This is a genomic window from Sphingomonas sp. P4_G3, from assembly GCF_056401105.1.
This window is the reverse complement of the sequence record NZ_JBFUJZ010000001.1, coordinates 455140-477795: the sequence shown is the minus strand read 5'-3', so window position 1 is coordinate 477795 and position 22656 is coordinate 455140. Positions and strand designations below refer to the sequence as shown.

The 22656-nt window shown below is 64.9% G+C and carries 18 protein-coding genes; 15 read left to right on the top strand and 3 right to left on the bottom strand.

Annotation, left to right across the window (positions count from 1 at the left end):
- Positions 1-20: 20 nt before the first annotated feature.
- From AC1DQQ_RS02195 to AC1DQQ_RS02125, 15 genes are read left to right on the top strand one after another with little or no spacing between them, the layout of a single operon-like run.
- Positions 21-821 carry an FkbM family methyltransferase gene (locus AC1DQQ_RS02195; protein WP_478028009.1) on the top strand — a complete coding sequence of 267 codons (801 nt, stop codon included), beginning with the start codon at positions 21-23 and terminating at the stop codon, positions 819-821.
- A complete protein-coding gene (locus tag AC1DQQ_RS02190; protein ID WP_478028008.1) occupies positions 773-2356 on the top strand; it encodes a hypothetical protein in 1584 nt (527 codons plus the stop codon). Before AC1DQQ_RS02195 ends, AC1DQQ_RS02190 begins: the two co-directional genes overlap by 49 nt.
- A 9-nt stretch (positions 2357-2365) precedes the next feature.
- Positions 2366-4183, top strand: coding sequence for an asparagine synthase (glutamine-hydrolyzing) (gene asnB / locus AC1DQQ_RS02185; protein WP_478044140.1), 1818 nt, complete (start codon positions 2366-2368; stop codon positions 4181-4183).
- Between the two features lie 41 nt (positions 4184-4224).
- The gene (locus AC1DQQ_RS02180; RefSeq protein WP_478044139.1) at positions 4225-5442 is read left to right on the top strand and encodes a glycosyltransferase family 4 protein; all 1218 of its coding nucleotides are present in this window, start codon (positions 4225-4227) and stop codon (positions 5440-5442) included.
- Positions 5439-7094, top strand: a complete 1656-nt coding sequence (locus AC1DQQ_RS02175; protein WP_478044138.1) for a heparinase II/III domain-containing protein — start codon at positions 5439-5441, stop codon at positions 7092-7094. The genes AC1DQQ_RS02180 and AC1DQQ_RS02175 overlap by 4 nt, the downstream gene beginning before the upstream one ends.
- Positions 7091-9187: a bi-domain-containing oxidoreductase gene (locus AC1DQQ_RS02170; RefSeq protein ID WP_478044137.1), complete on the top strand. Its 2097-nt coding sequence runs from the start codon at positions 7091-7093 to the stop codon at positions 9185-9187. The genes AC1DQQ_RS02175 and AC1DQQ_RS02170 overlap by 4 nt, the downstream gene beginning before the upstream one ends.
- 8 nt (positions 9188-9195) lie before the next feature.
- A complete protein-coding gene (locus tag AC1DQQ_RS02165; protein WP_478044136.1) occupies positions 9196-10119 on the top strand; it encodes a glycosyltransferase family 2 protein in 924 nt (307 codons plus the stop codon).
- Positions 10107-11279: a glycosyltransferase gene (locus tag AC1DQQ_RS02160; protein WP_478044135.1), complete on the top strand. Its 1173-nt coding sequence runs from the start codon at positions 10107-10109 to the stop codon at positions 11277-11279. Before AC1DQQ_RS02165 ends, AC1DQQ_RS02160 begins: the two co-directional genes overlap by 13 nt.
- The gene (locus AC1DQQ_RS02155; RefSeq protein WP_478027998.1) at positions 11276-12043 is read left to right on the top strand and encodes an FkbM family methyltransferase; all 768 of its coding nucleotides are present in this window, start codon (positions 11276-11278) and stop codon (positions 12041-12043) included. Before AC1DQQ_RS02160 ends, AC1DQQ_RS02155 begins: the two co-directional genes overlap by 4 nt.
- An 8-nt stretch (positions 12044-12051) precedes the next feature.
- Positions 12052-13251: a glycosyltransferase family 4 protein gene (locus tag AC1DQQ_RS02150; protein ID WP_478027996.1), complete on the top strand. Its 1200-nt coding sequence runs from the start codon at positions 12052-12054 to the stop codon at positions 13249-13251.
- On the top strand, positions 13248-14594 hold the full coding sequence (locus AC1DQQ_RS02145) for an oligosaccharide flippase family protein (RefSeq protein WP_478027995.1): 1347 nt from the start codon (positions 13248-13250) through the stop codon (positions 14592-14594). The genes AC1DQQ_RS02150 and AC1DQQ_RS02145 overlap by 4 nt, the downstream gene beginning before the upstream one ends.
- The gene (locus AC1DQQ_RS02140; protein ID WP_478027994.1) at positions 14591-15562 is read left to right on the top strand and encodes an FkbM family methyltransferase; all 972 of its coding nucleotides are present in this window, start codon (positions 14591-14593) and stop codon (positions 15560-15562) included. Before AC1DQQ_RS02145 ends, AC1DQQ_RS02140 begins: the two co-directional genes overlap by 4 nt.
- 10 nt (positions 15563-15572) lie before the next feature.
- A complete protein-coding gene (gene asnB, locus AC1DQQ_RS02135; RefSeq protein ID WP_478027993.1) occupies positions 15573-17489 on the top strand; it encodes an asparagine synthase (glutamine-hydrolyzing) in 1917 nt (638 codons plus the stop codon).
- Between the two features lie 11 nt (positions 17490-17500).
- A complete protein-coding gene (locus AC1DQQ_RS02130) occupies positions 17501-18628 on the top strand; it encodes a glycosyltransferase (protein WP_478027991.1) in 1128 nt (375 codons plus the stop codon).
- Positions 18625-19365 (top strand): class I SAM-dependent methyltransferase, encoded by a 741-nt coding sequence (locus AC1DQQ_RS02125; protein ID WP_478027990.1) that lies wholly within the window; start codon positions 18625-18627, stop codon positions 19363-19365. The genes AC1DQQ_RS02130 and AC1DQQ_RS02125 overlap by 4 nt, the downstream gene beginning before the upstream one ends.
- On the opposite strand, the gene AC1DQQ_RS02120 is transcribed toward AC1DQQ_RS02125, so the two are convergent.
- Genes AC1DQQ_RS02120 through gmd form a run of 3 tightly spaced genes read right to left on the bottom strand, consistent with a single transcriptional unit; the run spans position 19346 to position 22478 of the window.
- Positions 19346-20305 carry a GDP-mannose 4,6-dehydratase gene (locus AC1DQQ_RS02120; RefSeq protein WP_478027989.1) on the bottom strand — a complete coding sequence of 320 codons (960 nt, stop codon included), beginning with the start codon at positions 20303-20305 and terminating at the stop codon, positions 19346-19348. The genes AC1DQQ_RS02125 and AC1DQQ_RS02120 overlap by 20 nt on opposite strands.
- The gene (locus AC1DQQ_RS02115; RefSeq protein WP_478027987.1) at positions 20302-21414 is read right to left on the bottom strand and encodes a glycosyltransferase family 4 protein; all 1113 of its coding nucleotides are present in this window, start codon (positions 21412-21414) and stop codon (positions 20302-20304) included. The genes AC1DQQ_RS02120 and AC1DQQ_RS02115 overlap by 4 nt, the downstream gene beginning before the upstream one ends.
- On the bottom strand, positions 21414-22478 hold the full coding sequence (gene gmd / locus AC1DQQ_RS02110; RefSeq protein ID WP_478027986.1) for a GDP-mannose 4,6-dehydratase: 1065 nt from the start codon (positions 22476-22478) through the stop codon (positions 21414-21416). The genes AC1DQQ_RS02115 and gmd overlap by 1 nt, the downstream gene beginning before the upstream one ends.
- Positions 22479-22656 lie beyond the last annotated feature (178 nt).

Genomic DNA, 22656 nt, shown 5'->3' with positions numbered 1-22656 from the left:
TGGCGGAAACGACTCTATCCATGTTGGCAAAGCTGTTCGGAGATTTCAGGGGCATCGCCCGCGTTGCCGGCATTGGCACCGCGCTGCGCTGGCTGGCCTGCGTCGTCGTGACGCTGCCGAGCGCGCTGAAGACCCGCAACCTGCTGGCGGCCGATCGCTTGATGGGCACCGGGCCATTTCGCGTGCACCACGCCATCGGCGACGCGCTCCTGACCGGCGACAGCGCGTTCAGCGGGTTGCGCGAAATATGGGTCCGCGACGTTTATGCCGGCGGCGACTTCCTGCGCGTGCCTGACCGCGGCACCGTCGTTGATCTTGGCGCCAATATGGGCAATTTCTCCGCCCAGGCGCTTGCCGCCAATCCCACAGCGCGGTTGATCGCGATCGAACCCAGCGCGCCGCTCGGCGCCAAATGGGCGGCGACGATGGCGGCCAACGGCTTCCAGGATCGCGCGCAATTGTGCCGGGCCTTCATTGGCATCTTCACCGATAAACAGCAGCGCGATTTCGAAAATGATCCCGCTTATGGCGATGCGCCGACGATCAACGAAGACGAATTCCTGCGGCGATACGCGATCGATCATATCGACTTCCTCAAATGCGATATCGAAGGCAGCGAGTTCTTCATGACAGAACGCGGCAGTCGCTTGCTCGACATCACCGATCGCGTCGCGATTGAGCTTCACGATTTCGGCGGCGATCCGCAGCATTTCCTCGACACGCTCAAGGCAAAAGGCTTTGCCGACCTGCAGGTCGATTGGTATGGCCGCGAATGCATCGCACGCGCCGCGCGCGCGGCGTCACTGCGAATGGCAGCCTGATCATGGCGACCCTCGCCATCTCACGATATGCGCCCAAGGCCGAGCGGCGCCAACCCAGGTCGTCGATGATCGCCGATCTGGAGCCGACCTATCGCGAAGTTCTGTTTTCCGCGCTTATCGCCTTGTGGTTCGCGATCGGCTCAGGCGCGCTCGCCGGTTCGGAAGATTGGATCAATACGATCGGGCTGATCGGCTTTTCGATCATGCTAGCCTGGGCCGGCTATCGCCAAATGAAGCTCAACGTCGCCTCGCTCTGGACGCCTTTGCTGTGGTACAGAGTGGCGCTATTGAGCTATTACGGCATCGGCTCGCTAGTGCCGATCTGGACCAACGCCGATACACAGGAGTTGATGAAGGGGTTCTACAGCTACTTTTCCTACGAAATTGTTAAACTAAACTTAGTCATTACGTTATTCAATTTCGTATTTATCGCCGCGACCAAGATATTATTCATAGCTATTAACAATAGATCTATAACTAATATCTTCCACAACAGAAAGTTTATTAGCACATCCAATTTCAGTATGATTGCATTCGGGTCGATGTGCCTGATTGTTGGTTCCGCTGTTAACTATCTGATCATTTTCCCGCAGATCGTTGGATGGATTAATCTTAGTCTTTTCAGTACCCTAGCGAACTTATCTGTCCTTTCGTGGCTCGGATATTTCATGGTGATTTTCTGGGGGCTTGAGAATAAGCGGCGCGAATTCATCATCTGGCCGATCGCTCTTGCACTCGGAGAGTGCGTGATCGGATTCTTCGCGATGAGCAAGTCAGTCATGCTCATGCCGCTGGTCATGGTCAGCATTGCGTTCATCTATCATCGTCGCAGCCTGCTCCGTATCTCACTTCTAGCCGGATCCTTTGTGACTTTGTTCATGTTTCTTTCTCCGATCATCACTCACGTAAGAGATATGAACGGTAAATATTACGATAGCGCCGTCCAGGCTAAAGATATTCCGGGTCTATATCTCTCCTATTTCACTACGGGTCGTGAGAGCGATCAATTTGCCGAGGTCGAAACGGGCTGGATGCGACTGAGTTTCGTCAATGCCGGCACTTTCGTGATCAATCAGTACGATCACGGCATGCCCGGAAACTCTTACCGCTACTGGTCTATCGTCTGGATCCCGCGAATAATCTATCCGACAAAACCAATCATCACCGATGTCGGCAGAGAATTATCCTATGCCGCCAACGGCAACTATAATTCGTCCTCCAGCGCGGGCATTGCGGCGGAGGCATATTGGAATGGTGGCTGGGTATTGTCGATGGGCATCGCGATATTCTTGGCGCTGGTCTTTGGTCTTTGGACGATCTATTCTTATGAGGTCATCCAACGCAAAGCCTGGCACCTGTTCTTTATCGTTTTGATCGGGATGAGAATGGCCCTCCGCGTCGATGGCGCTTTCGTATCCGACATTTTGGGCCCCATAGCGCTGGTGATCCTGGCGCACATCGCCCTGGAGTTGATGAACCGATTCCTTCCGCAGGCGCTGGCTGGCGTGATGCGTCGACCTTCCGCACAGCCCTAAGCTTCCATCATGTGCGGCTTGGCCGGTTTCTTTGCACATGCCGCACACGGCGCGCCCATCGGTCGCGCTACGCTGATCGCGATGCGCGACAGGATGGCGGCCCGCGGCCCCGATGGTGTCGGCCTTTGGATCGCGCCCGATGGCCGCGCCGGCTTCGGTCATCGTCGGCTGTCGATCATCGATCTCAGCGAAACCGGCGCACAACCAATGCCGACTCCGGATGGCCGGTATACGATCGCCTATAATGGCGAGATCTATAATTACCGCGCGCTCCGCGCCGAGTTGATCGAGCAGGGCGCCACTTTTGCCGGCGACTCCGACACCGAGGTCGTGCTCCACCTCTACGCCCGATATGGTGCGGGCATGCTGGAAAAGCTGCGCGGGATGTTCGCGCTGGCAATCTGGGATGCCCATGCCCGGACGATGTTTCTGGCGCGCGATCCGCTCGGCATCAAACCGCTTTATTACGCCGACAGCGCCGGGACGTTGCGATTCGCATCGCAAGTCAAAGGACTGCTGGTCGATCCCGCCATCTCCCGCGATCCTTCCCCCGCAGGCCTGGCGGGTTTCCACCTTACCGGGTCGGTGCCTGAACCGTTCACGTCCTATCGCGCGATCCGCGCACTGCCTGCCGGACACTGGCTGACCTGCACCGAGGAGGGACCGGGCGCCCCAGCGCGTTACGCCAATGTCGCTGCCACCCTCGCCGACGCGCGTGGGCGAGTGATCAGCGATAACGATATTCGCGCGGCGTTGCGCGACAGCGTTCGCCATCATCTCGTCGCCGATGTGGAAGTCGGCGCCTTCCTGTCCGGCGGGGTCGATTCAGGCGCGTTGATCGGGCTGATGCGCGATTGCGGCCAGCAACGGATCCGTGCCTGCACGCTCACTTATCGCGAGTTCGCCGGGACTGCCGACGACGAAATGCCCGGCGCGGTCGATATGGCGCGACGTTATGGCGTCGACCACCATGTCCGATCCGTCACCGCCGCCGAATTCGCCGAGGATCTGGATACGATCTTCAATGCGATGGACCAGCCGAGCATCGACGGCATCAACACCTGGTTCGTCAGCAAGGCCTGCCGCGAAATGGGGTTGAAAGTCGCGTTGTCAGGACTGGGCGGCGACGAGTTGCTGGCGGGCTACTCGACGTTCCGGTCGGTCCCTCGAATGTTCCACCGCGCCGGGCCGCTAACCAGGATACCCGGAGCGGCAAAGGCCGCCAGAATGCTGATCCGAACCTTCGCGCCGCGGCTTGCTCGCCGCAACCCGAAGGCGCTGGGTGTGCTCGATCATGCAGGGACCTGGGCCGGCGCCTATCTGTTACGCCGCGCGGTGCTACTTCCCTTCGAACTCGACGACGCGATGGACCCGGACATGGCGCGCGAGGGTCTGGCCGAACTCGATCTGCTCGGTCTGTTCGCCGACAGCCTCCAGCCCGATCCTGGCTCCGACAATGGCCGGGTCGGCGCGCTCGAAACGTGCAATTACATGCGCAACCAATTGCTGCGCGACAGCGATTGGGCGAGCATGGCGCATTCGGTCGAAATCCGCGTGCCGCTGGTAGATTTCACGCTGCTCGAGGCGATCGCCCCGCGCATCGCTTCGCTCAGGCCGGGCGAAGGCAAGATCCTGCTCGCCAATGCACCCGTCATTCCGGTCCCGGCCGAGGTCGTCGCGCGTCCGAAGACCGGCTTCGGCATTCCGGTGGGCGACTGGCTGCGCGGCGATGTCGAGCATCGCGAGGACCGCCGCACCTCGCGCCGCTGGGCGCACGTGGTCGAAGCGCGCTACGCGGGATCGGTCGACGCGCTGCCGACGGCCTGAACGGTGGCGCTGACGTCCGCGAACGGCTAGGCGATCAGTCTGTGAGGATACTCGCGCTCTCCCATTATTACCCGCCCGAGGTGAACGCGCCCGCGTCGCGCCTGTCCGAACATGCGCGCATCTGGCGCGAGGCGGGGCATGAGGTGACTGTCGTCACCTGCGCGCCCAACCACCCCGCCGGGCAACTCTATCCGGGCTACCGCAACCGGTTGTGGCAGGAAGAGACGGTCGATGGCATCCGCGTCATCCGGCTGTGGACCTACCTTGCCGCGAACGAAGGTTTCCTACCGCGGATCGCCAATTACCTCACTTATCTGTTTTCGGTGCTGGTCTGGATGTGGCGCCTGCCGCGCGCCGACATAGTGATGTCGACCAGCCCGCAATTCTTCTGCGGCCTCGCCGGCTGGTTCCTCAAGCGCGACAAGCGACCCTGGGTGCTCGAGATCCGCGACCTGTGGCCCGAGAGCATCGTCACCGTCGGCGCGATGAAGCGCGGCGCCGTGATCCGCGCGATCGAGAAGGTGGAGGCGTTCGCCTATCGCAAGGCCGACCTCGTCGTGTCGGTGACCGACGGCTTCGTCCCGCACATCCGCGCGCACCGCGCCAAGGGCCCAATCGCGGTGATCAAGAACGGTGTCGACCTGTCGCGCTTCGCCAGCGATCCCGCCGCCGCCGACGCGTTCCGCGCCGAGCACGGCCTGACCGGCAAGTTCGTCGCTTCTTATGTCGGCACGCACGGCCTGGCGCATGGGCTACAGGCGGTGATCGCGGCCGCCGAACGACTTCGCGATCGCGACGACATAGCGTTCCTGATGGTCGGCGGCGGCGCCCAGCGCGACACGATCAAGACGATACGAGACGCGAAGGGCCTGACCAACATCGTCATGCTCGACCAACTGCCCAAGGCGGCGATGCCCGCGGTGTGGGGAGCGAGTGATGCAGCGCTCGTGCTGCTCAAGCGCGTCGACACGTTCAAGACCGTGATCCCGTCCAAGATGTTCGAGGCGATGGCGCTCGGCGTGCCGATGATCCTCGGCGTCGAGGGCGAGGCGAAGGCGCTGATGGAAGCGGGCGGTGCCGGCATCGCGATCACGCCCGAGGACGATGCCGAACTCGCCACGGCGATCCTGCGCCTCGCCGACGACCGCGCGCTCGGCCGCCAGATCGGCGCTTCGGCCCGGGCCTTCGTCCGCGCGCAGTTCGACCGCGAGAGCCTCGCGCACGCCTATCTCGCCGAATTCGAAGCGCTCCGGCGATGAAGATCGCCCGCAGTCTTGCCTTTGCCCGCCACATTCCGCCGCGCCAGATCGCCGCGCGCTTGTGGCTCGAGGCGAAGCGTCGCTGGTCGCTGCGGGCGCCGCCACGCCTCCAAACGCTCGCTTATCCCGCCGCCGACGCGCCACAGCCGATCTTCYCCCCACGCACCGGCATGATCGAGCGCCTCCCCGCTGGCTGGTGCTTCACCTTTGTCGGCCGCTCCGTCGACACCGGCGAGGCGATCGACTGGCAAGCCGATCCCGACCAATTGTGGTGCATGAACCTCCATTACATGGAGTATCTGGAGGAGCTCGACCGCGACACCGGCATCGCGCTGATCCGTCAGTGGATCGCGGCAAATCCCCCCTGGCGCCCGGGCTATTGGCGCGACAGCTGGAACAGCTATGCACTGTCGTTGCGCGTCGTGGTGTGGATGCAGCGGCTGACTGCCTGGGAGGTCGATCTCGCCGATCCCGATATCCGCCGCATCGTCGCCAGCCTGGCTGCGCAACTCGACTTCCTGCTGAAAAATCTCGAGCGCGATCTTGGCGGCAACCACCTGGTCAAGAATATCAAGGCGCTCGCCTGGGGCGGGGCGTTCTTCGCCGGTCCGTTCGGCCAAAGGCTGCGTGATCGCGCGCTCCGGCTGCTGGCGCGCGAAATCCCGCGCCAGATCCTGCCAGACGGGATGCATTACGAGCGGTCCTCCTCCTATCACGCCCAGGTCTTCGCCGATTTGATCGAGACGCGCGTGGCGCTCGGTGACCAGGCGCTCGACCCGGTGCTGGATCGCATGGCGCAGGTCGTCGCGACGCTCACCCATCCCGATGCCGGCCCGGCGGTGTTCAACGATGCAGGGCTGAATATGGCCTATGCCCCCGACGATTGCCTCGCCGCGTTCTCGCGCGTCACCGGCCGAACCATTCCGCAGCGCGACGGCGCGTTCGGCTTTCGCGATGCCGGCTATTTCGGGCTCCACGCGCCAGGCTTCGCGCTGATCGCGGACATGGGGCGGATCGGTCCCGACAGCCTGCCAGCGCATGCACATGGCGATATCGGCTCGATCGAACTGTCGATCGGCGGCGAACGGCTGGTGGTCGACCAGGGCGTCTACGAATATGTCGCCGGTGATCGCCGCCAGGCCTCGCGGAGCGCGCATCACCACAATTGCCTGGCGATCCTTGGCGCCGAGCCCGCCGACTTCTACGGCGCGTTCCGCTGCGGCCGCCGCCCGCAGGTCGGCGTCGCGCAGTTCGTCGGCGGCGATGGCGGCATGCTGCTTCGCGGCCATCATGACGGCTATCGTCGCCTCAAGGGCAAGCCGATCGTCGTTCGCCGTATCGAGGCCAGCGCCGATGGTATCACGATCCACGACCGGATCGACGGCAAGACTTGGCACGAGGCGACGTCGCGATTGTTGCTTCACCCCGAGTGCCGCGCCGAACTGCATGGCGATCTCGCCATCCTGCATCGCGGCGAAGTGTCGATCGCGGTCCGTGGCTCGGCGCCGCTCTCTGTCGAGCCCGCGGTCTGGTGGCCCGACATGGGGGTAGAGATCGCCACGCGGCGGCTCTGCTTGACACTCCCGCCCGGTTGCTTTGAAGCCACATTAGAATTCGGCGCTGTGGTGCCGGCCGGATCGGAGTTTGCGTGAAACAGGTCGAACAAAATTACCGCAGCGGCGTGCTCCGCCTGATCGACGCGCCCGTGCCGCGCGCGGGCGGCGGGCGCAACCTGGTCGCGACGCGGGTGTCGCTGATCAGCGCTGGGACCGAGAAGCAGATCATCGATCTTGCGCGGTCGAGCCTGGCGGGCAAAGCGATGGCGCGCCCCGACCTCGTCCGCAAGACGCTGCAGAAGGTCCGCAACGAAGGTCTGTTGCCGACGGTGCAGAAGGTCTTCGCCAAGCTCGATACGCCGATCCCGCTCGGCTATTCGCTCGCCGGCATTGTCGCCGAGGCGGGCAGCGATGCCGGCGGTTATGCCGTCGGTGATCGCATCGCCTGTGCGGGCGCGGCCGTCGCCAACCACGCCGAATATAATGCCGTGCCCAAGAATCTGTCGGTGCGCATCCCGGCGGGCGTCGATGACGAAGCGGCGAGCTTCGTCACGATCGGTGCGATCGCGCTGCAGGGCGTGCGGGTGGCCAACCCAACCTTGGGCGAGCGTGTCGTCGTCATGGGGCTCGGGCTGATCGGCCAGCTCACCGTGCAATTGCTCAAGGCCAATGGTTGCCGCGTGCTAGGCTTCGATCCCAATCCGGCGCGCGCCAGACTCGCGCTCGACATGGGCGCTGATGTCGCGGTTAGCGAGGCCCTCGACGATGCCGTGCGCGGCTTCACCGACGGTTATGGCGCCGACGCAGTGATCGTCACCGCGTCGAGCAAATCCTCCGCGCCGCCCAACCAGGCCGCCGAGATCAGCCGGATGAAGGGCCGCGTCGTGATGGTCGGGCTGACCGGCATGGAGATCGACCGCGAGCCTTATTACAAGCGCGAGCTCGATCTCAGGCTGTCGATGTCCTACGGCCCCGGGCGCCACGACCCGGCCTATGAGCTGGAGGGGCATGATTACCCGCTCGCCTATGTCCGCTGGACCGAACAGCGCAACATGCAGGCGTTCCTCGAACTGGTCGCCGAAGGTCGCGTCACGCCGCTCAAGCTCGTCACCCATCGCTTCCCGATCGAGCAGGCCGAGGCAGCCTACAAATTGATGGATGGCGACGAGCCGTATCTCGCCATCCTGCTGACCTATTCGGACACGCCTACCCCGATCGAACGATCGATCCCCGTGGCGAGCAAGAAGGCGTCGACCGCCGCCGGTCGCGGCACCGGCTTTATCGGGTTCGGCAATTATGCCAAGGCGGTGCTCCTCCCCGCGCTCAAGAAGGTAGGTAACGAGCGGCTGACGACGGTCGTCACCTCGACCGGCCTGTCCGCACACGACGCCGCCGAGCGCCAGGGTTTCGCCCATGCAGCGACCGACCCGCGGGCGGTGCTGGGCGACGCCGACACCGATTGCGTGTTCGTCGCCACGCGTCACGACAGCCACGCCCAACTGACGGTCGAGGCGCTCAAGGCAGGCAAGCATGTCTTCGTCGAAAAGCCGCTGGCGCTGACCCTCGATCAACTCGCCGAGGTGCAGGCGGCGGCCACCACCGCCCCCGGCGTGCTGACGGTCGGCTTCAACCGTCGTTTCGCGCCGATGATGGTCGAGGCCAAGGCCGCGCTCGCCAATCGCGGCGGGCCGATTGCGATGCATTACCGCATCAATGCCGGGCATGTGCCGGGCGACAGCTGGCTGCACGGCAGCGAAGGTGGCGGCCGCATCGCCGGCGAGGCTTGCCATTTCGTCGACGCGCTGACTTTCCTCGCCGGCGGCCCGCCGGTCGCAATCGAGTCGTTCAGCCCTGACGGGGTGAGCGACACCGTCTCCGCGGTGCTGCGCTTCGCCGATGGCTCGACCGGCACGATCCTCTATTCCTCGCTCGGTGACTCTTCGCTGCCCAAGGAATATCTCGAAGTGTTCGCCAGCGGGCTCGTCATCCGGCTCGACGATTTTCGCAAGGTCCACATCACCCGCGGCGGCAAGACCGTTACCAAGTCGGCATCGGCGCAGGACAAGGGCCAGACCGGGCTGGTCAAGGCCTTCTATGCCGCCGCCCGCGATGGCGCCCCGCCTCCGATCCCGCTCGACGAGCTGATCGCGGTCAGCGCCGCCACGCTGGACATGGCCAGGTCGGACTGAGACCCCGCGTGACCGCGCCCTCGCTCACCGCAGTGATCCTCTCGTATAATGAAGAGATCCATATCGGCCGCTGCCTCGACCGCATCGCGCCGCTGGTCGAGCGGATGATCGTGATCGACAGCTTCTCGACCGACCGCACAGTGGAGATCGCGCGCGAAAAGGGCGCCGAAGTCCACCAGCACGCCTTCTCCAACCAGGCGGCGCAGCTGCAATGGGCGCTCGACACGATTCCGATCGCCAGCGACTGGATCATCCGCGTCGATTGCGACGAATATCTCGAACCCGCGCTGATCGACGAGATTCGGACCAAGCTCCCTTCCCTCCCCGGCGACGTCACCGCGCTCGACGTCAAACTGAAGGTGCTGTTCAAGGGCAAGTTCATCCGCTGGGGCGGCTATTACCGCACCTGGCTGACGCGGCTGTGGCGCCCCGATGCCGGGCGGATGGAACAGCGCTGGATGGACGAGCGCTTGCTGATCACGCGCGGCGATGCCGAGCGGCTGACCGGCGGCGATCTGGTCGATGCCAGTCTCAAGGACATCGGCTGGTGGACCGACAAGCATAACGGCTACGCCACGCGCCAGATGATCGACTTCATCGCGCGCGAGCACGGGCTGATCGACGAGGAGGATGGCCAGCTCACCGCCTCGGCCAGGAAGCGCCGGGGCTTGCGCAAATTCTATGGCGGTGCCCCGCTCTATCTCCGCGCGGTGCTCTATTTCATCCGGCGCTATTTCCTGCTGCTCGGCTTTCTCGACGGCCGGCTCGGCTTCGTCTGGCATTTCCTCCACGGCTTCTGGTTTTTCGTACTGATGGACGCCAAGATCGACGAGGCGCGGACCTGGATCGCAGCCAATTCGATCGAGGAATTCCCGCGCTACCTCGCCGAACGCTATCGCATCGCCGAGACGGGGATCGCATGGCGGCGGTAAGGCCGAAGGTCATCATCCTGATCGGAGCGTTCTGGCCGGGACACGAATCCGCCGGCCCCAACCTCAGCGTCAAGGCGATGTGCGAGAGCCTCTCGGACAAGGTCGAGTTCTTTCTGGTCGCCCGCGACCGCCCGTTTGGTGCGGCCGAGCCGATGGTGGCCAACGGAGAATGGCGCGACCTTGGCTGGGCGAAGATCCGTTATCTGACGGTCGGTTCGAAGGGCGCCGAAGGCCTCGCGCCACTGCTGCGCGAGACGCCGCACGACCTATTGTTCGTCAACGGCTTCTTCGACCGCGAATTCACCATCCCCGCGATGCTCGCGCGCCGCTTCGGCAAGGCGCCGCGAACGCCGGTGGTGATCTCGCCGCGTGGCGAGTTCTCGTCGGGCGCGCTCGGCCTGAAGAATGCGCGCAAGGGCTTGTACGTGGCGCTGGCCCGACTGCTCGGCCTGGCAAAACAGGTCACGTTCCACGTCACCAGCGAGGAAGAGGAAGCCGATACCCGCAAGCTCTTCCCGACCAACCGGATCGAGCGGATCACCAACGTCCGCCCGCTCTTCCCGCTGCCGCCCTATCAGCCCGGCAACCTCTTCCGCCTCGCCTTTCTCGGCCGCATCTCGCCCGTCAAGGGCCTCGACGTCGCGCTCGAGGCACTGGCGCTGGTTACCGAGCGCGTCGATTTCACCATCTTCGGCCCCGTCAGCGACCCCGCGCATTGGGCCCGCTGCGAGGAATTGATCGCCGCCCTTCCAGCCAACGTCACCGCGCATCGCGACGGCGAGTTGACCAACGACGCCGTCCCCGCCGCGATGGCCAGGCAGGACCTGATGTTCATGCCCTCGCGCTCGGAGAATTTCGGGCACGCGATCTTCGAGGCTTTGTGCGCCGGCACTCCCGTCCTGATCGGCGACCGCACGCCGTGGCAGGACCTCGAAACCGTCAAAGCCGGGTTCGATATACCCCTGCCCAACCCCGCCGCGCTCGCCGCCGCGATCGACCGCCTCGCGGCGATGACCTCGGCCGAATACGCCCAATGGCGCGCGGGCGCGCGGGCAATGGCCGAGCGCTTCGTCGTCGGCTCGACCGCGCGCGCCGATATGACGCGGCTGTTCCTCAACTTGACCGGTAAGGGTGCTTCACCCATGGCCGAGCACGCATGACCAGCCTCGCCACCCACGCCAAGCGCTTTATCGGGCCTTTGCTGGCCAATCGCTGGACCGGGATCGTCGCTGCGCGCGTACTCGGCAACCGCATCCCGCATCGCGGACTGATCATCGACACGTCGAGCCCGGTGGTCACGCCCAAGATCAAGGCTGCCTTGCTGCTCCAGGGTTATGAGTCCGGCGAATATCGCTTCGTCCGCCGCTACGTGCCGACCGATTGCGACGTGATCGAACTTGGCGGCAGCCTCGGCGTGATCAGCTGCACGATCCGCCGCCGCATCGATCCCGCCCGCCGCCAATTCATCGTCGAGGCCGATCCGCGCCTTGCCAAGGCGCTTCGTCGCAACCTGGCGATCAACCAGTGCGACGCCAATGTCGAGGTGATCGAGGCGGCGATCAGCTACGATCCGGGCGATACCGTGTCGTTCGCGTTGGGGGAAAGCTCGGTCAGCGGCCGCGTCGCCACCGACGCCGGGTCGCTGCCGACGATCGAGGTCCCCGCCTGCACGCTCAGCCAGCTGATCGCGCGCCATAACCTCACCGACTTCGCGCTGGTCAGCGATATCGAGGGCGTCGAATGGCGTATCCTCAAGAACGATCTGGAGGCGCTGGCAAGCGCGCGAATGATCGTCATGGAGACGCACGACAGTCCGGGCAACGGCAGCTACGAGGATCTGATCGCCGCGCTCCAGGCGACCGGCCGCTTCGATCTGATCGACCGCCACGGCCCCGTCGTGGTGCTCAAGCCCAAAGCGGCCTGAGCCCGCTCATGCCCACGCGCCCCGCGCCCGTACGGCTCGCCATCGTCGTCACCCACCCGATCCAGCATTTCGTCCCCTTCTATCGCGCCCTTGCCGCCGATCCGGGGATCGATCTCCACGTCCTCTACGGTGCGCCGATCGGGGTAAAGTCGTATTTCGACAAGGAGATGCAGTCCGAGATCAGCTGGAACATGGACATGCTCGGCGGCTACGGCCACGAGTTCCTGGGCGAAGTCCCGGCCAACGGCCAGTCGAGCGTCCGCGAACCCAGCTCGCCTGAAATCGGCAAGCGATTGGAGGCGTTCGGGCCGGATGTGGTATTAGTCTATGGCCATGCCCAGGCTAACGTCTATCGCGCGATCTGGTGGTGCCGTCGCAACAAGGTGCCGTTGATGACGATCGGCGACAGCGAATTGCTGCGCGAGCGCACCACCACCACGCGGATGGCCAAGGAAATCGTCGTCCGCCAGATCTTCCGTCGTTATTCGGCGTTCCTGTCGGTCGGCGACCGCAACGCCGACTTCTATGCCTATTATGGCGCCCCGCGCGATCGCATCTTCCGCTGCCCGTTCACCATCGACGAGACGACCTATCGCGCGGCGAAAGCCAACCGCGCAATGCTACGGGCCGAGGCGCGCCGCACCTACGACATCGCCGACGATGCGATCGTCGCCCTGTTCGTCGGCAAGCTCTCCGGCCGCAAACGCCCGATCGACCTGATCGAGGCACTGGCGCAGACCAAGGGTCGCAAGGTCACGGCTCTGTTCGCCGGCAATGGCGAGCAGATGGAGCCGGCCAAAGCGCGTGCCGCCGAAGCCGGGGTCGACGCCCGTTTCGCCGGGTTCGTCAATGTCGACAAACTCCCCGCGCTCTACGCCGCCGCCGACATGCTGGTGCACCCGTCGCAAGCCGACCCGCATCCGCTGATCTGTTCGGAAAGCGCGTGCATCGGGTTGCCGATGCTGCTCAGCGATCGGGTAGGTGCCGCCGGCCCGACCGACGTCGCGCGGCCGGGTGAGAATGCGTTGATCTTTCCCTGCGCCGACACTGCTGCCTTGGCCGGCCTGATCGACGAATTGGCCAGCGACGACGCCCGCCGCGCGGCGATGGGTGCGCGCTCGGTCGAGATTTTCGACGAACTCGACATCAAGGCGAGTGTCGCCGGCGTCCATCGCGGGATCGATACCGCGTTGGCGCGACCGCGATGAACGCCGTTCGCAAGCTGCTCAGTCCGAGCTATTGGCTGAGCGACAGCCCGATCGCGGCCTGGCTGCGCGGCGCTGGCTGGCTGTTCACCTCGTCGCTGATCGAACGCGGCGCCGCGCTCGTCCAGACGGTGATGATCGCGCGCGCGATTGGGATCGACAATTACGGACGCTACGCGCTGCTGTTCTCGACGATCAGCCTGCTGACCCCGCTGATCAGCCTGCAATTGCCCTATGCGATCATCTATTTCGTCTCGCGCTACCAGTTGCGCGAGCCCGAACGAGCAGGCGCCGTCGTCTTGCTGGGCCGCCGGCTGACCGCGGCGACGACCGGCCTGATGCTGGCGATCGCCCTGCTGTTCGCGAGCCCGCTTGCCGCCTGGCTGTTTGCCGCGCCTGGCTATGCCTGGCCGCTGATCCTGGGCGCGATCCTGTTGTTGGCCTCGATCCAGGCGGGGCTCAACGACACCCTGCTCCAGGCGAGCGAGCGCTTCCGCACCTTGGCGATCGCGCGGCTCTCGACCGCCATCGTCGGCGTGCTGATATTGGTCGTCGTCGCGAAGCTGACACCCGGTCTCACGCCGGTGATGATCGTGCTCGCCGGCAGTGCCGTGCTGCGCTGGCTGGCGGTGGCGATCCCCGCGCGATCGGTCAGCAACCGGCTCGTCGCGCACAGCAATTTCCGCGAAGCCATTCGCCAGGGGTCGGTGATCCTGCAATTCTCGCTGCCGAGCGGTATGCTCGCGTTCGCGCAAGGCATCGCCATGTGGATCGGCAATTATTATCTCACCCGCAGCCCCTATGGTCTGCGCGACCTGGCGGTGATCAATACCGGGCTGCAATGGCGCTCGCCGATCCTAGTGGTGATGGCGTCGCTGGCCAGCGCGCTGCTGCCGATGCTCGGCCGCTATATCGGTCAGGACGACCATAGCCAGACGCAGCGGCTGCAACGCTACAACATGATCCTGAACGTCGGCATCGCTTTGATCTTCTCGATCCTGGTCATCCTGTTTTCGAGCTTCATCCTGAAGCTGTACGGCCGCGACTTTCACGGCCAGACGTTCCTGTTCGGGCTGTTCCTGATCGTGCTGGTGCCGACCGTCTATTGCAACGTCCACCAGCAATATCTCGTCGCGACCGGGCGGATGTGGGCGCAGTTCCTGCTGTTCGTGCCCTATACGTTGATCATCGTCGGCGGGACGATGTGGTTCGCGCCTGGACTGCGTGGGGTTGCTCTGGGCTATATTCAGCTACTCGCCTGGGTGGTAACGGCGATCCTCATCACCGTCGTCGTCTCGATCCAGGCGGCGGCCGATCGCAAGAGCCAGGAATCGACCCAGTCATGAGTGCCCAGGACCAGTTCCGATCGTTGAACGCCGCGCGCTTTTGCGAAAGCACAGGCTTCGCCGCGGTCGATATCGGCGCGCGCGGCGGACTCGACGCGGCGATGCTGCCGCTCGCCTGGGCGACCGAGATGATCGGCTTCGAGCCCGAGCCGGCCGAGGCTGCCGCGCTGCAGGGCGGCGATCCCAAGCCGTGGAAAGTCCGGCGCGTGATCGCCGCCGCGGTCGGCGGGGTCGACGGCACCGCGACGCTGCACATCCCGCCCTCGCCCGAAAGCGCCTCGCTGCTGCCGCACAATGAGGAAATGGTCGAATGGTTCGGCGTGTCCGAACAGCACAGCATCGACCGCTCGATTTCGGTCGAGACGCGCACGCTTGACGGCCTGCTCGCTGAAGGCACGCTGCCGACCGCCGACTATATCAAGATCGACGTCGAGGGTGCCGAAGGCGCGATCCTCGAACATGCCACGCGCTATCTCGAAACCACCTTGGCGCTACGTGTCGAGGTGTCGTTCCTCGAACAGCGCGTGGGGCAGCCGCTCGGCTGGGACGTCGCCAAGCTGCTGACCGATAGCGGTTTCCTCATCCTCGACCTGATCGCGGTGCAGCGCTGGCGCGCCAAGCGACTTGCCGGCCATCCCTATCGGACCAAGGCGGACCTTCCTTATTCCAAGCCGGTGCTGGCGCAGGGCGACCTGATCGCGGTGCGCGACTTCCGCCGGGTGAGCGATGCGACCCAAGCCGCCAAGCTGGTGATCCTCACTGCCGCGCTCGGCTATGTCGATTTCGCCGCAACCATCCTGCGCCATCACCAGGCGGCGATCGCCGCGCTGGGGCTGGACCTGACGGCTGATCTCAGGTCATTGTCGGGATCGCTTGGCGGCGCCGCGCCTGCCGAGGCGATCCGCGCCAATCTGCGCGACCTCGTGCCGCTCGGCCGCTCGCTGCTCGGCGGGCTGCCGGCGCGATAGGAGACAAAGCATGTGCGGTATCCTGGGGCTGGTGTCGAAGGACCCGATCGACCGCGGGCGCGCGCACGCCGCGCTCGACCTGATCGCCCATCGCGGCCCCGACGGCGACAATAGCTGGCACGATTCGGCCGACCACGTCTGGTTCGGCCATCGCCGCTTGTCGATCATCGACCTCAGCCACGCCGGCGACCAGCCGATGCACTCGGCCGATGGCCGCTTCGTGCTGATCTTCAATGGCGAGATCTACAATTATGTCGAGTTGCGCAATGAGCTGATCGCCGCTGGCGCGACCTTCCAATCGGCAAGCGACAGCGAAGTCATCATCGAGGGGTATCGCGCCTGGGGCGTCGGCGTGCTGTCGAAGCTCAACGGCATGTTCGCGCTCGCGCTCTATGACCGTGGCCAGCGGATGATGCTGTGCGCGCGCGACCGCTATGGCGAAAAGCCGTTCCTCTATACGATGCGCGACCGCTTCTTCGCCTTCGGGTCGGAGTATAAGGCGCTGCTCGCCTTGCCGGGCGTGCCGCACGACCATGACGAATTGCGCGTCGTCACCGAGACCTGCCAGCCGGGATCGAGCGCCGATCGCCAGCGCCAGACCGTCTTCACCGCGATCGAACAATTGCTCCCGGGCGAGGCGATGGTGGTCAATTGCGCCACGCTGGAGAGCAAGACCTGGCGCTATTTCGACATCGACCTGACACGCGAGCGCAAATTCGCGGACCCGAAGGACGCGATGGCCGAATTCCGTGACCTGTTCGTCGATTCGGTGCGCATCCGCATGCGCTCGGACGTCGAAGTCGGGTCGTGCCTCTCGGGCGGGCTCGATTCGTCTGCGATCGTCGGCGCGGTACGGCATCTGCTTGGGCCGGACGCGGTCTATCATACCTTCACCGGCCGCTTCCCCGGCACGCCCGCCGACGAATGGCATTTCGCCGAGCAGGTGGTGAATGCCTCGGGCGTGGTCAGCCATATCGTCGAGCCGACCGTCGACCGCTTCATCGCCGATCTGCCCAACTTCATGTGGCACAACGAGCTGCCGGTCGGATCGTCGAGCCAGTTCGCGCAATGGTGCGTGTTTCACCTCGCCAAGGAGCATAACATCACCGTGCTGCTCGACGGCCAGGGCGCCGACGAGCTGATGGGCGGCTATGAGCAATATTTCGCCTTTTACATCCGCTCGCTCAAGGCGCGCGGCGAGACCGCGCGGCTGGCGCGCGAACTGCCCGAGATCGAACGCCGCTATCCTGCCGCGCAGATGGACCGCGCGATGCGGATGAAGTCCGCGGTGCCGCAGCGACTGCGCCACGCGCTCGCACACATGCTCAATCGCGGCTCGGACATCCGCTTCGGGTTGAAGCCCGGCTATAGCGAGGCGGTGTCCGAACAAAGAGGGCGTAACGACCATGGCAGCGGCGATCCGCTGCGCGACGCGCTCTACGAGGACAGTTTCGAGCGTTTCCTGACTACTTTGCTGCGCTACGGCGATCGCAACTCGATGGCGCATTCGCGCGAGGTGCGCCTGCCGTTCTGCGACCATCGCCTGTCCGAATTCGTCCTGTCCCTGCCGCCCGAGCTGATCATGGGCGACGTCCAGACCAAGCGCCCGATCCGCGAGGGCCTGCGCGAGTTTCTGCCCGAGGCGATCGCGACGCGCTGGAACAAGCAGGGTTTCCGTCCGCCGCAGGATCTGTGGTTCACCTCGCCCGGCTTCCTCGAGCTGATGCAGGATACGCTGACCTCGACCTCGTTCCGCCAGTCCGAGATCTGGGACCAAAAATGGTGGCTCAAGGTGCTCGACCGCATCCGCGCCGGTGACCTCGGGCTCGGCTGGAATTTGTGGCAGCCGTTCATCCACGAAATGTGGAAACAGCATTTCCTCAAACCCGCGACGCAGGGCATCGAGCCGAAGCGCCTCGCCGCCTGACGACGCGCGCGATGGACATCCTGCTGATCAACGGGACGCACCCCGCGGCGCCGCACATTTCGGGCGTGCGTGCAGGACGGTTCGCCGCCGAGTTGGCGCGGAAGGGGCATCGCTGCGTCCTGATCTGCCCGCCGCTGCCGGGCCTGGCGGCGAAAGACCCTGCCCCGATCGCCTCGCATGACTGGTCGCGTCCGCTGATCGTCGAGGCGGACGATCCGCCGCCTGCGGGCGGCAACGCGATCGCCACGTTCGCCAATTTACTGCGCTATGGCGGCCGCCGCACCGGTTTCCAGCGCAACCTTGTCGCCCGTGGTCGCGCGCTTGTCGCCAAGTTCCAGCCGCAGGTCGGTTGGGCGACGTTCGGCTCGCTCGAAACGGTGACCGCGCTGCGGACGCTGGCGCGCGAGCAGCATTTCCCGTGGATTTTCGACGACAAGGACAATCCCGAAATCTATGTGCCCGGCGCCGTGCGCTTGCCGCTCGCCTGGCGGCTGCGCGGCTATGCTGCGCTCCAGGCCAATTCGATGCTCCATGCCGATGCCGCGCGGCGCTGGCTCGGGGACACCGCCGAAGTGATCTATAGCGGCGTCGATAGCTGCTTCTTCGAGCCCCATCCCTCACCCGAGCCCGCACGGCGATATGTGACCCTGGTCGGCAGCCTTTATCATCGCGACCTGGTCGACGCGATCGTCAGGGCGGTCGGGGATTTCAACGCCGCGAGCGGGCGACCACCGGTCAGCATCGTCCATCTCGGCAAGCAGGGCGACTGGCTGGCGAACGACCGCGGCGTGCCGATCGAGATTCCCGGCTACGTCTCGCCCGACGAGATGGCCCGGCTATGCCAGCACGCGCTCGCCAATATCTATGTGTTCCTCGGCCGCACCTTTCATCACAAGCTCTTCGAACTGCTCGCCTGCCGCCGCCCGGTGATCGCTTATGGCGGCGAGTTGCCGGAAAGCGTCGCCGAGGCGGAACGGCTTCACGCCCCGCTTGCCGTGCCGACCGATCCTGCCGCGCTCGTCGCGGCGCTGACCGCGGCCGAACGCTTCACCCCCGACCCCCGGATGCCCGAACGCTTCTTCACCTGGCCCGAACAGGCTGCCATGGTCGAGGCCGCGATGAGGAGATTGATTGGATGACCGACGCCGCCGTGCCGACCACGCAGGAACGCGTGATCGACCAATATTTCGAGACGACTTCGTCGCGCACTGCCTTCACCGAGGAAATGAAGGCCAATGCCGTGGCGACGCTCGGCCGCCTGCTGGGCGATTGGGGCGCGCAACCGGGCGAGGTGATGGTCGATCTCGGCTCAGGTATGGGCGAAGGTTGTCTTTTCGCGCTGTCCCGCGGGGCGGCGAGCGCGACCGGCATCAATCTGTCGGGCAGCGAGAATGCGCTGGCGCGCGAGCGCGTGCCGGATGCGACCTTTCTCGACACCGATCTCGTCTCGGGCCTCAAGGGGCTGGCCGACAATAGCGTCGACCGCATCATGGCGCTCAATATCCTCGAACATATCGACAAGCAGACGCTGGCCACCGTGCTTGAAGAAGCGGCGCGGGTGCTCAAGCCGAGCGGCTATCTCGTCGCGATGACGCCCAATGCCGGATCGCCGTTCGGGTCGATGACGCGCTATTGGGATATCACCCACGAGATCGCCTACACCCCCTCGGCTTTCCGCCAGATCGGCTTATTGTGCGGGTTCAAGCGCTTCGATTTCCGCGAATGCGGACCCCGCCCACACGGCGTCGTCAGCATGATCCGCTTTGTCCTGTGGCAGATGATCCGGCTGAGCATCAAATTCCGGCTGCTGGTCGAAATGGCCTCGACCAAGGGCGGTATCTACACCGCCGACATGCTCACGCGGATGGCGAAATAGCTTCGGCTACCAGGCGCTTCACCAGCTCCTCGCCGACAACGCTCGCGCGCCAGCCGATCAGTTCGGCGGCGCGTGACGGGTCGGCGTACTGCTCGGCGATGTCGGCGGGACGACGCAGACCGGGTACGCTCGTCACATGGTCGCGCCAATCGAGGCCGATCGCGGTGAAGGCGGCGGCAACGAAATCCTCCAACCGCATGCTGCTACCGGTGGCGATGATAAGATCCTCGGGCGTTTCGCGCTGGAGCATCGCCCACATCGCCGCGGCATAGTCGGGCGCCCAGCCCCAGTCGCGCACCACGCTGAGATCGCCCAATTCGAGCGGCGTGCGATTGCCCGCGGCGAAGCGGCGGATCGCCGCCATCAACTTGCCGATGACGAAGCTGTCGGGCCGGAGCGGCGATTCGTGCGAGAAAAGGAAAGCCGAGCAGGCGCGCTGCCGATAGGCGATGCGATTGGCCCCGATCAGCAGATGCGCGCTGCACTTGGCAACGGCATAGGGGCTGCGCGGGCGAAAGCGCGATCCCTCGGTCGCCGGCTCGACGGTTTCGCCGAAGCAATCGCCCGACGCGGCGTTGAGCAACGCGGCATCCGGCGCCTCGCGCCGCGCCGCTTCCAGGACATTGAGCAATCCGGACGCCGCCCCCGCGAACGTCGCCTCCGGCTCGGCGAACGACCGTCCGACCGAGCTTTGTCCAGCAAGATAATAGATCTCGTCAGGCGCCGCCGCGGCGATGACCTCGGTGACCGTGGCGCTGTCGGACGGATCGGCCCGATGAAGCCTGATCTTGTCGGCGATTCCCAGCCGCGCAAGATTGTCCGGTATCGCGCCGCCGCGACTGGTCCCGTGCACGCGATAATCCTTGTCGAGCAGCAACCGCGCCAGATAGGCGCCGTCCTGCCCCCCGACGCCCCAGATCAGCGCCGACCGCGCCGTCATGCTCGCGCCATCAGCGTGCCGGTCATCGCCGCGAGCCGCCGCGCGAAGGCCGGGAAGGCGAAATAATCGAGCCCTTCGGGAATGGCGCGCGGCCGCTCCAGGCTGGCGATCACCGCATCGACCACCGCCTGCTGGTCGAGCGGGTCGACGATCGGCCCGAGCAGTCCCTCGCGCATCGCCTCGCGCGTGCCGTCGCGCGTGCTGCCGATCGACGGGATTCCGCACGCCATGGCTTCGAGCAGGACGAAGCCAAACCCTTCGCCGCGGCTCGGCATGACATAGACGTCGGCAAGCCGGTAATGATCGGCCTTCTCCGCTTCGGGCACCATGCCGGTGAAGACGACATGGTCGGTCAGACCCATGTCGCGCACCCTGTCCTCCAGCCGCGCACGATCGTTGCCGTCGCCGGCGATCACATAGCTGACGTCCGGCCGTTGTTCGATGATCGCGGGAAGCGCGTCGAGCACGGCGTCGAACCCCTTGTAACGCTCGCTGCCCGCCAACCGCCCGAAGGTCATCAGCACCTTGCGGCCCTGGAGGCCATAGCGCGCCTCAAGATCGGGGTTCTTCGGTCCCAGCGCGAACTCGTCGAGGTGAATCGCGTTGGGCATCAACGTGGTCGTTGCGTCGGGATACGGCGCCCAGGAGTGGAACCGGTCGAGCGTCACCTGGCTGATCGACATGACGTGATCGGCCGATCGCGCCAGCCGCCGCGACAAGGCGCGCGTACTCGGTTCCCACGCGTCGATGCCGTAGATCGCGAGAACGAGCGGCTTTCCGAGCAACGTCGCGACCGCGCGCGCCAGCGGCAACAGGTTGAGGTGCGCGCAATAGACTAGGTCATAGCGCCCGCGCCGCATTGCCCGCATCACTGCCCGAACATAGGCCCCGAACCCGCCCAGCGCGGACAGGTCGAAATCGAGCTTGGCGGGCAGATCGCCAGCCAGCGGCAATGTCGCGACGCGCGGCAACGCCACCACCTGATCGATCGTCGGGTCGAGACACATCGCCTCGATCACATCGCGATTGTAGAGCGCAATGCCGCCATGCCCGCCCCACGCGTCGGTCAGGAGCATCAGCACCCGCCGCCCGCGCGGCGTGGCCGTCATCAGGCGCCGCCTCGGTTGCTCTGCCCCGCGGCCTGACGCAGGTCCGCCTCGACCATTTCGGTGATCAGCGCATCGATCGAGGTAGTCGGCGTCCAGCCGAGCACGCGCTTGGCCTTCGATGCATCGCCGATCAACAGATCCACCTCCGTCGGCCTGAAATAGCGCGGGTCGATCCGCACCAATATACGGCCACTTTCGGTACAACGGCCGATCTCGTCGATCCCTTCGCCTTCCCAGGCGATAGTGATGCCGGCCACCGCGAAGGAGCGTTCGACAAAGCTGCGCACGCTGTGGGTTTCCCCGGTGGCGAGCACATAGTCATCGCCTTGGGGTTGCTGTAGGATGCGCCACATCCCCTCGACATAGTCTCGGGCATGGCCCCAATCGCGCTGGGCATCGAGGTTGCCCAAATACAGCGTGTCCTGGTGCCCGTGACGGATCGCCGCGACCGCTCGCGTGATCTTGCGCGTGACGAAGGTCTCGCCGCGCAGCGGACTCTCATGGTTGAACAGAATGCCGTTCGAGGCGTGCATCCCGTACGCCTCGCGATAATTGACCGTGATCCAATAGCCGTAGAGCTTGGCCACCGCATATGGACTGCGCGGATAGAAAGGCGTGTTTTCGGTCTGCGGCACTTCGCCCACCTTGCCGAACAGTTCCGAGGTGGACGCCTGGTAGAAGCGCGTCTTGTCGGTCAGCCCGGCCACCCTGATCGCCTCGAGCACGCGCGCCACGCCGACGCCATCGGCATTGGCGGTATATTCGGGTGTCTCGAAGCTCACCGCGACATGGCTTTGCGCGGCCAGGTTGTAGACCTCGTCGGGCTGGATCTCGGCAATGACGCGGCCGATATTGGTCGCGTCGGTCATGTCCGAATAATGCAGGAACAGCCGCACACCCTCGACATGCGGGTCGTCATAAAGATGGTCGATCCGCGACGTGTTGAACGACGAGGCGCGGCGGCGCAGGCCGTGCACCTCATATCCCTTGGCGAGCAGGAGCTCCGCCAGATACGCGCCGTCCTGGCCGGTGATCCCGGTGATGACCGCCTTTTTGCCGTTCAACTCCTAGTTCCTCTTCTACGTCGACGCCGCCGATCGACGGGTCGGGAGCCCGGGTAACCGGCGCACGATCAAAAGCAACCCCCAGCCAGGCGCGGCATCAAGCTTGGCAGCGCGCATAGCAGTCGCTAGGGCCTCGGCTTCGCGGGCATCGCCGCGGCAACGACAGACCGACCGAGCC